This is a genomic window from Pinibacter aurantiacus, from assembly GCF_019130065.1.
Taxonomy (GTDB): domain Bacteria; phylum Bacteroidota; class Bacteroidia; order Chitinophagales; family Chitinophagaceae; genus Pinibacter; species Pinibacter aurantiacus.
In genome coordinates this window covers 784,952-800,214 of record NZ_JAHSPG010000001.1, presented here as the reverse complement: position 1 = coordinate 800,214, position 15,263 = coordinate 784,952, and the positions used below count along the sequence as shown (strand labels likewise).

Below are 15,263 nucleotides of genomic sequence, written 5' to 3'. Positions count from 1 at the left end.
GTTGTTGTTGTTGTTAAATTGAGGGCTTAAAAATAAATTGTTTTTCACGACATTAAACTGATTTCGATAAAAAGAATAAACATTTTACTCATAAAGTAATTTTTTTTTAATGCAAATGCATTTCGAATGCAAATCCTTCTTAAATTGAACTGCCTATATCAATGTACAAACCTATACTTTCCGCTGTACTTTGTGTTATGACTATTTTAGAGTAACTTTTATCATATTAGCGGCTAAAGAACACTTCTTTAAAGGGTTTTGGGCCGGTTTCCGATTGCACATTTGCGAGCGATAGTATATACTTAGTTTTCACCACCATGTTAGTGTCAGCATTACTGTAATTGTAATCACGGAACATTTTTTAGTATAAGGATCAATTTATAACGAAGAGCATATGGAAATAATTCACGTATCAGCAGAATGTTATCCGGTAGCAAAGGCGGGAGGTTTGGGCGATGTAGTAGGAGCGTTGCCAAAATACCAGAACCAGGCGGGGCACATTGCCAAGGTGGTAATGCCCATGTACAGAACAAAGTTCCTGTTTGACAACACATGGGAAGTCGTGCACAAAAGCGGCACATTTCTCGGCCAGCGCTGGTTCGACTACACAATAATCAAAGAAAAAACAAACAAACTGGGTTTTGATCTTTACCTGGTTGATATACCCGGTCTGCTCGACAGGGAAAAAATCTATTCATACAATGACGACGTTGAACGATTTACGGCGTTCCAAATCGCGGTAGTAGACTGGATCAGTGTTTGGAGGCATCGTCCCGACGTCATTCACGTTCACGACTATCATACTTCGCTTATTCCTTTTATGATGCAACATTGTTTTGCATACCGTCACCTTTCAACAGTGCCGGTAGTGCTTACCATTCACAATGCGCAATACCAGGGCTGGATGGGCTGGGAAAGAAGTAACTACATTCCGGCATGGGATTCATGGACAGGCGGTTTGCTGGGATGGAACGGCGTCATTAATCCATTGGCGGCGGGCATTAAGTGTGCATGGAAGGTGACGACGGTTAGCCCGAACTACTTAAACGAACTGCGTTACAACAGCAATGGTCTCGAAGCGCTTTTTGAATTTGAAAGAGGGAAATGCGTCGGTATTCTTAATGGAATAGATACCAAGGTTTGGGACCCTGCGACCGATTCTTATCTCGATTCGCATTTTGACATAAAAACCTTTGAAAAAGGAAAGGCTGCGAACAAAAAATTACTCTGCGATACTTTTAAACTGGATATAGATAAACCGCTGATCGTTTTTATTGGAAGATTGGTTGGTGAAAAAGCCGCCGAATTATTGCCCGGTGCCATAGGCGATTCTTTGTACCATATTGGAACAAAAATGAACTTCCTTGTGTTGGGAAATGGCGAATGGTGGATTGAGAGCCAGCTGGAGAACATGAAAAGTGTGTGGATGGGATTCTACAATTCTAAAATCGGGTACAACGAACAACTGAGCCACCAAATGTATGCGGGAGCAGATTTTCTGTTGATGCCGAGCAGAGTGGAACCTTGCGGGCTCAACCAGATGTATGCAATGCGCTACGGGACCATTCCCATTGTACGTTCAACAGGTGGCCTAAAGGACACGGTGATTGACTACGAAGCACCTGATGGTTACGGTGTCGTCTTCAATGATCTGAGTGTTGGCGACATCACCAACGCTATCTACAGAGCAATGAAACTGCAGGACAAGCCAGGCAAAATGAACGAACTCAAAAAGAAAATAATGGCACTCGATTTTAGTTGGGATAAAAGTGCGGAGGAGTACATTGGGGTGTACGAATCTTTGCAGCCGAAGTAGTTGAGAGTTGAGAGTGGAGAGTTGAGAGTTGTTCAACTCTGTAAGCTCGCTCGGATTTTTTAACTCTCCACTCTCAACTCCATAAATAACACTATTGTTAACTCATAATGATTAATATGTCAAAACACATGATGGCCGTGATTTTGGGAGGCGGCGCTGGAACGCGTTTATATCCTCTTACTGCGAGCCGCAGTAAACCGGCCGTACCTATTGCAGGAAAATATCGCCTCGTCGACATTCCCATTTCCAACTGTATCAATTCAAACATACATCGCATGTTTGTACTGACGCAGTTTAACTCGGCATCGCTCAACAGGCATATTAAAAACACTTATCACTTTAGTGCATTCAGTTCCGCGTTTGTAGATATTCTGGCTGCAGAGCAAACGCCCGATAACATCACGTGGTTCCAGGGAACGGCAGATGCGGTTCGTCAAAGTTTGAGACATCTTGAACCATTTGAAAGCGATTATATTTTGATCCTTTCGGGTGACCAGTTATATCAAATGGATTTCACTGAAATGCTTACGCACCACAGGGATACCGGTGCCGATATTTCCATTGCGACCATTCCAGTTACTGAGCGTGATGCTCCTGAATTTGGCATATTAAAATCTGACGAGAAACAACACATCACTTCGTTTATAGAGAAGCCTAAAAAAGAATTGTTGCCAGAGTGGGTAAGCGACACCGGGGCTGACATGCAGCGCCAGGGAAAGATCTATCTCGCTTCAATGGGCATTTATATTTTCAACAGAAAATTGCTTTTTGATCTGCTGAAAAATGAGAAGAAAGATGCCACTGATTTTGGTAAAGAGATCATTCCTGAAAGCATCGACAAATACAAAGTTACCAGCTACCAATATGATGGTTACTGGACAGATATCGGAAACATTCACTCTTTCTTTGACGCCAACCTGGGTCTTACAAAAGAGTTGCCTGATTTTAATTTGTTTGACAACAACAACGCCATCTTTACGCGTGCACGCATGTTGCCTCCTGCAAAGATCAGCGGAACCACATTGGAAAAGGCTTTGATAGCAGAAGGTTCCATCATAAATGCTTCGCGTGTCGAGAATTGTGTACTTGGTGTAAGATCAAGAATTGGCAGCGGCACAACCATTGCAAACAGCTATGTGATGGGTAACGACTACTTCGAAACTATTCCTGAAATGGAGCAGGCTAAAAAGAGTGGCATTCCGATCATAGGCATTGGTAACCGTTGCTACATCAACAATGCGATCGTAGATAAAAACTGCCGTATAGGCGATGACGTGCGCATTAACGGAGGCACGCATTTGGCCAACGTTGACGAGCCTTTGTATGTAGTAAAAGACGGCATTGTGGTGATTAAGAAAGGAGCGATCATTCCAAACGGATTTGTGCTTTAATACCAGGAACGCAGATTTTCAAGATTGTCATGATTTATTAAGATTGAATTTTAATAAGCGTAACGATTGGAAAAGTCTGCGTTCTTTTTTGTCAAAAACAGAACGCAGATTTTCATGATCTTCAAGATTTATCATGATTCTTTTATAATCAACAGGCAAAAAATCATAACAAATCATGACAAACTTGAGAATCTGCGTTCTCGCTTTTTCAGGAACACAAATTGTTGTAACTTCTACAAACAGGAGATCATAACAAATCATGACAATCATGAAAATCTGTGTTCCCTCTCTCAAAACCTACCGCCATGAGTGACAAAGTAAAAAATAAGCTGCCGAAAGAGGTTGTTGCAACGAACGGCCATGATAAGAAAACGCGAAAGAAATCATCTAAAAAGAAAGACAAATTGAATAACCTTCCCTACGAGCAATCACATTTTATTGATACGTCAAAAAATGTATGGAACTACACATTGCTTTCAAACGAGGATGTATTGAATTTTCAACATGGAACGAATTATCGCCTGTATGAAAAATTCGGCTCGCATGCGTTGGAAGTCAACGGAGAACAGGGAATGTATTTCGCAGTGTGGGCGCCCAATGCGACTTCCGTGTCGGTAATAGGTAACTTCAATGACTGGAAAAACTTTGAGTACAACTTATTTCCCCGTTGGGATAAAAGTGGGATTTGGGAGGGATTTATTCCCGGGTTTAAAAACGGCGAAGTTTATAAATATCATATCGTGGGTTTTCAGGGCGTAGAGACTGACAAAGGAGACCCGTTTGCTCATTTTTGGGAAATACGCCCGCAAACTGCATCTATTGCGTGGGAACTTGATTATGAATGGAGCGACAAGGAATGGATGAAGAAAAGAAAAAAACACAACAAGCTGGATGGCCCGTGGAGCGTTTACGAAGTGCATTTGGCAAGTTGGATGAGGCCTGATGCCAATGACGAAGAATCTTACAACACTTATCAGCAAATAAAAGAAAGAATGGTGCCTTATGTAAAGGAAATGGGCTTCACGCACGTGGAATTCATGCCCGTGATGGAACATCCTTTCGACGGAAGCTGGGGCTACCAGGGAACCGGTTTTTTTGCGCCCACATCACGCTTCGGATCACCGCAGGATTTTATGGATCTCGTAAATGCATTTCATGAAGCCGAAATAGGCGTGATCCTCGACTGGGTGCCTTCACATTTTCCATATGATGCACACGGTCTGTTCATGTTTGACGGAACACATACATACGAATATGCCGATATGCGCAAAGGGTTTCACCCGGATTGGAACTCTTACATTTTCAATTACAAACGAGGAGAGGTAAAATCATTTTTGATCAGCAGTGCCAGGTTTTGGTACGATAAATTCCACGCAGATGGCATTCGCGTAGATGCCGTTTCTTCCATGCTCAAACTCAGCTACTCGCGCAAAGAAGGAGAGTGGGAGCCAAACGAATTTGGTGGAGATGGCAACCTCGAAGCCATCGCGTTCATCAAAGATCTTAACGAAACGCTGTTCCGTGATTTCCCTGATACACAAACCATTGCGGAAGAAGCCAGCGATTGGCCCGGCATCTCAAAACCCACATTCTCAGGAGGTTTGGGCTTTGGTATGAAATGGATGATGGGCTGGATGCACGATACCTTGCGTTATTTCAAGCGCCATCCTTACGACCGTCAACATCACCAGGATGATCTCACTTTCAGCATGATGTATTATTATGATGAAAATTTCATGATGCCTTTGAGCCATGATGAGGTAGTACATGGAAAATCACCGATGCTGTACAAAATGCCCGGCGACGAATGGCAGAAACACGCCAACCTGCGATTGCTGTATTCGTACATGTTTGCACATCCCGGAGGCAAATTATTGTTTATGGGGAATGAATTTGCCGCCACCACCGAATGGAACTATAAAAGCGAGTTGCCCTGGCATTTGTTGGAGCATGACAGCCACAAGGGAATGCAGGAATGCGTGAAAGATTTGTGTCATTTGCTTAAAAACGAACCCGCTCTGTACGAACGACAATTTAATTCCGATGGTTTTGAATGGATTGACCTCAATCACCGCTCAGATGCCATCATTGTTTTTAAACGAAAAGGTGAAAAAGCGAAGGACGATTTGCTGGTTATTTTAAACATGACGCCCACCGTTCACCTCGATTGGAAAGTGCATGTACGCGGAAAAGATTCATGGAAGGAAATTTTTAACAGTAACGACCAAAAGTATTGGGGAAGCGGCGACGTGTACAATCCACTTCCCGAAATAAAGATTCTGGATAAAAAGCACAAACTTTATGAAATAAATGTGCATTTGCCAGCGTTAAGTGCTGTGATTTTAAAATAAAGTTTAAAATATATTTAAACTTTTAAACAAGTGTAAGTCGAAGCAAGATTGTTGCTTAACTTACACTGCGATCCAATATCCCAAGAACCGAACCTTAATGTTTATAAATCCAAAGTTGCACGCAATGAAAAGACCACTATTTACCGTGCTGACTGTTTTAGCTGTAAGCCAGGGCTTTGCACAAACAGACAGCTCCGATTATTTTTACCAAAAGGGTAACGAAGAGAAAATTGCCCGCCGTTATCTCCCCGCCTTTAACAATTTCCAAAAATCAGTTCAGTTTAAACCCGAAAATGCCGATGCGCAAAAAGCATTAGGAGAAGTTGCCGTGGAAATGCGTAAATATGAAGACGCGAAAAAAGCATTTTTGAAAGTACTGGAACTGAAAAAAGACGATACTACAGCAGTCAGCAATCTTAAAAATCTCTACTTCTGGACACGCAAATGGGATGATGCCGTTAAGTACGCCCAACAGGCAAAAACGCTTAAGGTTGGAACAGACAATAACTACATTATTGCCAAAGCATATTACGAGCAGGAAAACTATGGCAAAGCTTTAGAATTTCTTGAACAGGCCTACAAAGATGACAACAAGAATGCAGAGGTGCCATACCTCGGGGCCCGAAGCTTAATAGAAATGAGCAACTATAAAAAAGCTGCAGGCTGTTATGAGCAAGCAATTGCACTTGACTCCACAAAAACATTGTGGATGTATGAAGCAGGCTTAACATACTATGCCATTCCTGATGATAACAAAGCTATTTACTGGCTGGAACGTGCAGGTGCAAAGGGTTATAAAAGAACCAATGATTATTTGCAAAACCTTGCCAATGCATACCTGAATACAAAGCAATGGGATAAAGGACTGGTATTGCTTGATGAATTGTTTCAACGCAAGCCACAGGATGTTGAAGTAATTTATAATATAGGTGAAGTGTACTACAACACGAAGAAGTTTGACATGGCGATAGAAACATGGGATAAGATCCTCGCCATTGATAATAAAAATGCCAACGCTGTTTACATGATCGGCCTGGCTTACCAAAAGAAAGGTGATACCGCAAAAGGGCAGGAGCTTTGCGATAAAGCAATCGCAATGGACCCTAAACTGGCGAAATTGAAAGAAGAAAGAAAAATGCCGATGTAATTGAAAGTTGAAAGTTCCTGCCCGACTGCGTCAGTCAGGCGGGGAAAATTGAAAATGGTAGGGGCGAATTGCATTCGCCCTGTCTCTCACAAATCGCATTCGCCCTGATGCACTCCAAACGTGCAACATAAATATTTTGAAAATGCGCCGACAACCGGCGCATTTTTCATTTATCCATAACAGTTAGCGGACGCACGAGAACTCAGAGGCATGCACAGAAAGCATTTTCAAATTCTCAAATCGTCAAATTTTCAAATTTCCCCCTCGCTACCATTGTAACATGTTATTCCTTATTTTGCGTGGATAAACCCTGGATCGTATGGAAATATTTCTACTCTTCCTAGTGCTCGTGCTGTTCATCATTTTGCTTACAAGAGCATCACGGCATGAAAAGACCCTCCGGCAATTGGATGACACCATTCATTTGCTGCACAATGAGATCAAACAACTGAAAGGCAAAATAACTGCGCCTTCGTCCGAAATAGTTTCACCATCTGCAACGCAGCAAAAGAAAGAAGAACAGGCAAAACAACCTGATACCTTTGTTCCTGTTCCAAAGCCGGTGACAGAAGTCCCGCCGCAAAAAAAACCGGAGCCAGCCTTATTTACAAATGAACCGAAAGAAAAAGCTGCACCGGTCAATCCTTCGCCACGCCCAATTGCATTGGCCAAACCTGCAGAACCGCAGGAAAGTGCTTTTGCAAAATGGCTTGCCAAAAATCCTGATATAGAAAAATTCATTGGTGAAAATCTTATCAATAAAATTGGTATTGCGATATTGGTTTTAGGTATTGCTTTCTTCGTAAAATATGCCATCGACCAGGAATGGATTGGAGAGGTTGGAAGAGTATCTATTGGGTTGTTGTGTGGCGCGATCTTGCAAGGGCTTGCCCATAGACTACGTGAAAATTACAGGCCATTTAGCTCTGTGCTCGCGGGTGGCGGCATTACTGTATTCTATTTCACCATAGCGTTCGCTTTTCACCAATACAATTTGTTTTCGCAAACCGTGGCGTTTATCATCATGGTGATTATTACGGTGTTTGCTATTCTGATTTCCATTTTGTACGACAGAATTGAACTCGGCATCATTGCAACACTTGGCGGCTTTCTAACGCCGTTCCTGGTGAGCAAGGGTGATGGAAACTATATTGTGCTGTTCACATATCTCGCCATCTTAAATACGGGTTTAATTGTTTTGGCCAATTACAAGCAATGGCGACCAATTAATTTCATCGCCTTCTTTTTTACCCTAATTATTTATGGCGGATTTATCGTTACCAAAAATGATGCGCCAACCTTTTCATACATCGGTGTTTTTCTTTTTGGAACCGTCTTCTATGTCATGTTTGTGGTAATGAATCTCATTTATCACGTTGCTAAAAAGGGCAAACTCAAAGCATTCGATTTTATTATCCTGCTCAGTATTAATCTTGCCTATTTCGCCGCAGGATATTATCTTTTAAAGCATTGGCATCTTTTCGATTATACCGGCTTGTTTACTGCGGCGTTGGGCTTAATCAACTTGATCTTGTCTTACATTTTATTCAAAAGGCAAGGGGTCGATCGCAATTTCATTTACCTGCTCATTGGCATCACGCTCAGTTTTATTTCGCTTGCTGCACCTGTGCAGTTGAAAGGCAACTACATCACGCTGTTCTGGGCGGCTGAGCTGGTCGTTTTGTTTTGGCTGTATCAAAAATCAGGCATTCAGTTAATGAAGATCGCGTCTGCTATTATTACCTTGCTGGTCGTTGGAAGTCTTTTCTGGGATTGGGTAAATGTATACGGCAAAGAAGTTGTGATACCTGTGATTGTCAATAAAGGATTTGTAACATCTGTTGTTGTATCGGTATCAATGTACCTGATGTACGCATTGATGCGCAAAGACGAAAGCGCGGTCTATGCAGACTCTATAACGAACAAAGAAGTAAAGAATGCCTACATTGTTTTAGGCACCTCGATGCTTTTTATCGGCGGTTGTCTTGAAATATATTACCAGTTCAGGCATCGCTATCCATCGTTGTCGTTGGAAGACATTTATCTGCCATTATACGTTCATGCTTTTGTAATTGTGGGTTTTATTGTACTGCGTTATTTCAAAATTCAGGTTGGGAAAGTTGTGGGCGTTCTGGTGCCTGCTGTTCTTTTCATGTATTACCTGATCAATAATTTTTCCGTTTATGACCTGGAAAAAGAAATGCTGGCAAACCATACAGGAGCGGGACATTTCATCGTGCACTGGCTGGGTGTGATTTTGTATTTGTTGATCATTGGTCTCCTTGTTAAATACATGATTGGCCACAAGAAGGAAATGGGGTCGCTTGTAAATGCTTTTGCTTGCGCGATAACAATTGTATCGATCATTGTACTGAGCATTGAAATACAACACTTGTATGTTTGGAGTTATGCGCATAACCAAGATCAGATTCAAATGGCAGAACGCATATTCTCAAAAGCCGGATTAAGCATACTGTGGGGCATTTCGTCTTTCATTATCATTTGGCTTGGGTTACGTTACCACTTCAAAGCATTGCGTATAATTGCCTTGTGTTTGTTTGGAATAACCATTGTCAAACTATTTGCATATGATCTGAGCAATATTTCACCGGGTGGAAAAATTGCCGCATTCATTTTGTTGGGTGCATTGTTGCTCACTGTCTCGTTCATGTATCAGCGACTGAAAAAAATTATTATAGATGACAAACCCATTGAAAGCAATGTGCAGGATAAATCACAGGAATAAAATTGCGATGGTCATGCTGTTTTTATTAACCGGTCTGGTTCAAACACAGGCTCAGTTTAAAAACAAGGCAACGCTGCAAACGCCTGACTCCACAGGCTTTTATAGCATTGAATTTACACCGGCAATAAGTGGTTTTGTAAAAACAGATTTAAGCGACATTCGCATTTTGGATGAGCAGCAAAAGCAGGTGCCATTTATCATCCGCAATGCGGCTATGCGAAAAATAGATAACCGTTTCGATACGTTGTCTGTCCTTCAGAATAGAATAGATGATAGCGGCAGATCGGTTATTGTTGTGCAAAATAAAGGCACGGAAAAACTCGATGGCTTTACATTGGTCATAAAAAATGCCGATGTGTTGCGCAGCGCCTCACTGATGGGAAGTGATGATGAAAAGAGCTGGTATTCTATCATTGAAAACATCTACTTTTCCAACGCATCCTCAGTTGAAAAAGATGACTATCTGCAGCAAATAAATTTTCCGTTAAGTGGTTATCATTTTTATAAAATAGTGATCAACAACGGCAAGAATGCACCGTTGAATATTACTTCGGTTATTAAATCAATTACTGAAGAAACGAAGGCAATTGATCCTTATGTCAGCAATCCTGCGCTCAGTTTTTCCCAGAAAGACAGCACCGACGGCTATAGTTACATACTTGTCGAAAATCCATCCGGATATCACATTGAGAGGTTAGACGTTGACGTAACAGGTCCAAAGTTTTTTAAACGGGAGCTCGCTATAGAAGCAGGAATCAGCAACTATTTGTACACAGTAAAAGCAGATTCAAACCATAGTTTCATAGTGCCTGTCTTTAACGACAAAAAATGGACAATCAAAATTTACAATGGAGATAATCCTCCGCTTGTTGTTGCGGCTTTGAAAACTTTTCAATCACGTAAACAACTCATTGCATCACTCGACGCCGGCAAAAAATATGCTTTGTACATGAATGATTCTGCGGCAAAAGCACCGTCGTATGAACTGCAGAATTTCAAAGACAGTATTCCCCAGATAGTTAAAATTATTGCTGTTGGTTCTATTGAAAAAAACATAACAGAAGCGACAAAGAAAGTTGAAGCCAGCAAGAAGTGGCTTTGGATCACTTTAGTGGTTGTGCTTATAGTCCTGGCCTTCTTTACGGTGCGTTTGGTAAAGGATGTGCAAAAGAAAAATTAAGCCCTATGATAACCCAAAAACCTGATGACCAGCTTATTAGAAATTTTAGAATTGTTGCCATTGTAATTGGCATATGTTTGGCCTACTCCATTTATTCATGGACCGTTGCCGTTTATAAATTGTTGCTTAACACGAGCAAGGATATTCCGTTTGTTGTTTGGCTTAGTGTAGCTGTAATGATTGTTGGTATTGTTGGCTATGTTCAGTTTGTAGCATCGCGATTTGTGCGATCAAAACTGCTTAGGCTTTTTTTATTTTATAGTTGCTTCACCAATCTTGCAGCAATGATTGCATACTGCTTTATGTACTTTTCTTCGCGTTATAGTTTTATGCAGGAATTAAGCTGGATAATAAGAGTCTCTGCATCAGTCGGAGGACTTATTATCGCGGATTTCCTATCTCTTGCATTGCTTCAAAAAGCTCGTATTCCAAAATTTAGCGTCGAACAAAGCGGCGAAGAGAAAGCGTATACGTTTCATCCATTAAGTAACGGTCATCGCTTAATTCATCACATTCTTGATCTTGCGATTGTGATTTTTGTTGTGGGCAGTTATGCACCTATGCTTCAGGAGTTTTTACCTACTAACGGCTCATTAGTTATTGCAGGACTTTGCGCGACGTTTGTTTACTATTTTCTTATGGAAGCAATCTTTAAAGTAACCTTTGGGAAAATTGTAACGGACTCGGTGGTTGTCAATGAAAAGGGTGAGAAAGCAACAACAGCAAGAGTTTTGGTAAGGACAATTTGTCGGTTTATACCTTTCGATGTTTTTTCTTTTGTTGGAGAAGAAGGGTGGCACGATAGCCTGAGCGGTACGTCTGTGATAAATGATCAATATGCATGGGAGGATGAAGATGATACTTTCGATACATACTTCACCGGCGAGCCGGAATCGGAAACAGCTTCAACAATTAACCTCTAAACAGTCTTTTATGCTAAAATCAAAAATAGCGGCATTGCTTGTTAGTGTCCACCTCATATTTTTAATTTCGATTTCTTTTTATGGCTTAATAGGACTTGACATTATTTCAGTAATCAGGGTTAATTACCTCTCTTTCTTGTTCCAGGCTTTTGGGATTATTAGCCTCGTACAATTTTTTGTGTCCGGCTTTAAAAAATCCCAATTGCTTCGATTATTTGTCTTTTATCAATGCTTTAAGGCGGTTGCAATATGCACGAACTGCTATTTGAGGCCAATCATGGAAGGGATGGATGTGAAAATAGATGAGTTGTTTTTTCTAATGGCCACGCAGTTAATTGAAATAATTATTTTGTTTACTGCTATGGCATTACTTCAAACATCGCGACAGCCAAGCCTGGCTTTAGTTAAGGACGGCAACGTAGGGTCTGGCACTTTTCAACCGGTTAATAAATCGACGAGGCTTTTGCATTTGCTGATCGACGTTTTATTCGTCTCTTACGTTGCGTATACTTTTCTGGGAACCATTGCGAAAATGATTATAATAGACGGGTATCAAACCGTTTTGCTTATCATTAACCTTATGGTGCTGTTTCTTGGCATTTACTATTTGCTAATGGAGCTTTTCTTCAAAGTAACCTTTGCTAAAATAATTACGAATACGATCGTTATTAACAGGCGAGGTCAGAAAGCTGGCATTTTTCAAATCATAGGTCGTTCTTTTTGCCGGTTCATCCCATTTGAAGGCGTTTCTTTCCTTTTTAACGACCGGGGCTGGCATGATCGCCTGAGTGGCACCTATGTTGTAAAAGATCAATACTCATGGGAAACAAAGGAGGATACTTTCGATACTTATTTTACCGGCGAACCAGAATCGGAGCCCACTACAACGTTGATTCCTTAAAACGCCATCTTCGCGATTTGTTCACATTTTCCAACGGCGAAAATCACTAAATTTGACACTAGTCTAAATTAAACATTCATGAGAATTGCAGCTTAAATGTCGCAGTTCCAATACATTGCCATTTATGAAACAAGAAGAAGTTTATATCATTTCAGCGGTACGCACGCCAATGGGAAGTTTCGGCGGCACGTTAAAAGAATTTTCAGCAACAAAATTGGGTGCTATTGCCATTAAAGGCGCATTGCAAAAAGCAGGTGTCGATCCTTCATTGGTTGACGATGTTTTGATGGGTTGCGTGATCCAGGCAAATCTTGGCCAGGCTCCTGCGAGACAAGCAGCGAAATTTGCCGGCCTACCAGACACAGTAAATTGTACAACAGTAAATAAAGTTTGCGCCAGCGGCATGAAATCTCTTGCCAGTGCTGCGCAAAGCATCTTATTGGGCGACGCAGACATCGTGGTTGCCGGCGGTATGGAAAGCATGAGCAACGTGCCTTTCTATGCTGACTCCATGCGTTGGGGAAACAAATATGGTAACGCCGCACTCATCGATGGTCTTGCCAAAGATGGCTTAACCGATGTGTACGATGGCAAAGCAATGGGCAACGCCGCAGAGCTTTGTGCGAAAGATTGTAACATCAGCCGTGGCGAACAGGATGCTTTTGCAGTGGAGAGTTACAAACGATCACAGGCCGCGTGGAACGAAGGCAAATTTGCAGATGAGATTGTGCCGGTTGAGATTCCACAACGCAAAGGAGAGCCTGTTTTGTTTAACAAAGACGAAGAGCCCTTCAACGTTAAGTTTGATAAAATTCCTGAACTGAAACCGGCGTTTGTAAAAGACGGGACAGTGACTGCTGCCAATGCATCAACAATGAACGATGGTGCCGCTGCTCTTGTGCTTATGAGCAAATCAAAAGCAGAAGCATTAGGATTGAAACCAATTGCAAAGATCATCGGTTATGCAGACGCAGAACAAGCTCCTGAGTGGTTTACCACCACACCATCTTTAGCTGTTCCAAAAGCAGTGGAGAAAGCAGGTTTGAAAATGAGCGATATAGAATACTTTGAACTGAACGAAGCATTCGCTGTGGTAGGCATTGAGAATACCCGCCGCATGAAACTTGATCCCGCAAAGGTAAACGTGCACGGAGGTGCGGTGGCACTGGGGCATCCACTGGGTGCAAGTGGCGCAAGAATCATTGTTACCCTCATCAACGTGTTAAAACAAAACAAAGCCCGCTATGGCGCTGCAGGTATTTGTAACGGTGGAGGAGGAGCGAGTGCAATGGTGATAGAAGCAGTGTAATTTGAAAATGTGCTAATTTGAAAATTTGAAAATGCGAGGTGCAACATTCGTTATCGAGTGTTGCACCTTTTTTATTTTAGGTAAGATTGAATTGTAGTGATGAGTCGCTTTTTCCTTTCGGTTATAAATACGCGATGCCTTTGTATCTAAATCTCTTATCCGTTAAACAATGGCAGTAATAAACCTCGCCTTTTTTCTAAAATATATTGTCTTTTGCTAATATGATCTGGTCGGTTTTGTCGATAACATTGCAGTCTCTATTAGTTACGTTATTTAGCTTTTTGTAATGTGTCTAATAGCGATTTCATCAGTAAATATTGGGTGTCTTTCAATAAATATTGGGTATCTTTATCAATAAATATGAGTTATCTTTATTAGTAAACATTGGTTATCTATGAGTTTTGTCAAGGGTAAAAACGAATCCCATTGGTTCTCAATCTGTGTTTCCGCAGATTCATGCCTTATAGTTCTGGATGATGAAAAGAAGCTGCAGGCCAACCGGAAAACTGCAGTAATAAATGATTATGGAATTGACTGGTGTGAGAAGTCCAGGGCAGATGTTTTAGTTGTAGAACCCAACCTGCTGTCTTTCTAATCCTCATGATTTTATTAACAAGTTTTCATCCACGCATCGTTCGGATGAATTGCAATACGGATACTTTTTTCTAATAAGATAAATGTTTTATGTTACAACCCCTAGTCAGTGTGTTAATGACCTGTTACAACCGAGAAAAATATATAGGTGAGGCTATTGAAAGTGTACTCAACTCTACTTACAAAAACTTCGAGTTGATCATTGTAGACGATGGATCAAAAGACGCAACCGTGAGCATTGCTAAAAGTTATGCCATGAAAGACGAGCGTATATCCGTGTACGTCAACGATGAAAACTTAGGTGACTATCCCAACAGGAACCGCGCCGCGTCATACGCGAAAGGCAAATATCTGAAATATGTAGATTCGGATGATTTGTTATACAAACACAGCATACAGGTTTATGTCGATTTTATGGAAACGTATCCGAATGTTGGATACGCTGTCATAAGCGCTCATAACAGTACGCTTCAGCCTTTTCCTCATATATTGAAACCAACAGAGTCAATACGAACTCATTTTTTTAAACGAGGCTTTTTAGATTGTGCTCCTACCGGAGTTATTTACAGAACAGATGTATTTCGGGAATTAGGTAGCTTTTCAGGCGCACGAATGATAGGGGACATAGAAATGGGATTGAAGATCGCTTTGCAATATGATGTTATGATACTGCCCCCTGGTTTGGTGTTTTGGAGAGAACATGGCGCTCAGGAGTTTTTTATCGGTATCAAAAACAATATGTACCCGCCCTTAATGAAAAGCGTTTTACTTGCTTTGTTGTCGGATGTAGATGAAAAAATTCTGACACAGAAAGAACTGCAGAAGATAATAAAAACCCAAACACACACCAGTGTTATTGGGAAAGCAAAAAGAATAATCAAATCAATCGTTAGGAAATGAGAGGA

General features: G+C 41.3%; 11 protein-coding genes. All 11 read left to right on the top strand.

Going from position 1 to position 15,263, the window contains the following annotated elements; all coding sequences use genetic code 11:
- Positions 1-394 precede the first annotated feature (394 nt).
- The 11 genes from KTO63_RS02890 to KTO63_RS02840 all read left to right on the top strand — a co-directional run bounded on the left by KTO63_RS02890 (position 395) and on the right by KTO63_RS02840 (position 15,258).
- Complete coding sequence (locus tag KTO63_RS02890) at positions 395-1,816, top strand: glycogen synthase (protein ID WP_217789617.1); 1,422 nt, start codon at positions 395-397, stop codon at positions 1,814-1,816.
- 116 nt (positions 1,817-1,932) lie between these two features.
- Positions 1,933-3,207, top strand: coding sequence for a glucose-1-phosphate adenylyltransferase (locus KTO63_RS02885; RefSeq protein WP_217789616.1), 1,275 nt, complete (start codon positions 1,933-1,935; stop codon positions 3,205-3,207).
- 305 nt (positions 3,208-3,512) lie between these two features.
- On the top strand, positions 3,513-5,558 hold the full coding sequence (gene glgB / locus KTO63_RS02880) for a 1,4-alpha-glucan branching protein GlgB (RefSeq protein WP_217789615.1): 2,046 nt from the start codon (positions 3,513-3,515) through the stop codon (positions 5,556-5,558).
- A gap of 124 nt (positions 5,559-5,682) precedes the next feature.
- A complete protein-coding gene (locus KTO63_RS02875; RefSeq protein WP_217789614.1) occupies positions 5,683-6,705 on the top strand; it encodes a tetratricopeptide repeat protein in 1,023 nt (340 codons plus the stop codon).
- Positions 6,706-7,024: 319 nt separating this feature from the next.
- The gene (locus tag KTO63_RS02870) at positions 7,025-9,451 is read left to right on the top strand and encodes a DUF2339 domain-containing protein (RefSeq protein WP_217789613.1); all 2,427 of its coding nucleotides are present in this window, start codon (positions 7,025-7,027) and stop codon (positions 9,449-9,451) included.
- A 13-nt stretch (positions 9,452-9,464) separates the two neighbouring features.
- Positions 9,465-10,631, top strand: a complete 1,167-nt coding sequence (locus KTO63_RS02865; protein ID WP_217789612.1) for a hypothetical protein — start codon at positions 9,465-9,467, stop codon at positions 10,629-10,631.
- 5 nt (positions 10,632-10,636) lie between these two features.
- Positions 10,637-11,554: an RDD family protein gene (locus KTO63_RS02860; protein WP_217789611.1), complete on the top strand. Its 918-nt coding sequence runs from the start codon at positions 10,637-10,639 to the stop codon at positions 11,552-11,554.
- Positions 11,555-11,831: 277 nt separating this feature from the next.
- Complete coding sequence (locus KTO63_RS02855; RefSeq protein ID WP_217789610.1) at positions 11,832-12,455, top strand: RDD family protein; 624 nt, start codon at positions 11,832-11,834, stop codon at positions 12,453-12,455.
- A gap of 124 nt (positions 12,456-12,579) precedes the next feature.
- Complete coding sequence (locus KTO63_RS02850; RefSeq protein ID WP_217789609.1) at positions 12,580-13,764, top strand: acetyl-CoA C-acyltransferase; 1,185 nt, start codon at positions 12,580-12,582, stop codon at positions 13,762-13,764.
- Positions 13,765-14,158: 394 nt separating this feature from the next.
- The gene (locus KTO63_RS02845) at positions 14,159-14,359 is read left to right on the top strand and encodes a hypothetical protein (RefSeq protein WP_217789608.1); all 201 of its coding nucleotides are present in this window, start codon (positions 14,159-14,161) and stop codon (positions 14,357-14,359) included.
- An 89-nt stretch (positions 14,360-14,448) separates the two neighbouring features.
- Positions 14,449-15,258, top strand: coding sequence for a glycosyltransferase family 2 protein (locus KTO63_RS02840; RefSeq protein WP_217789607.1), 810 nt, complete (start codon positions 14,449-14,451; stop codon positions 15,256-15,258).
- The last annotated feature ends 5 nt before the right edge of the window (positions 15,259-15,263 follow it).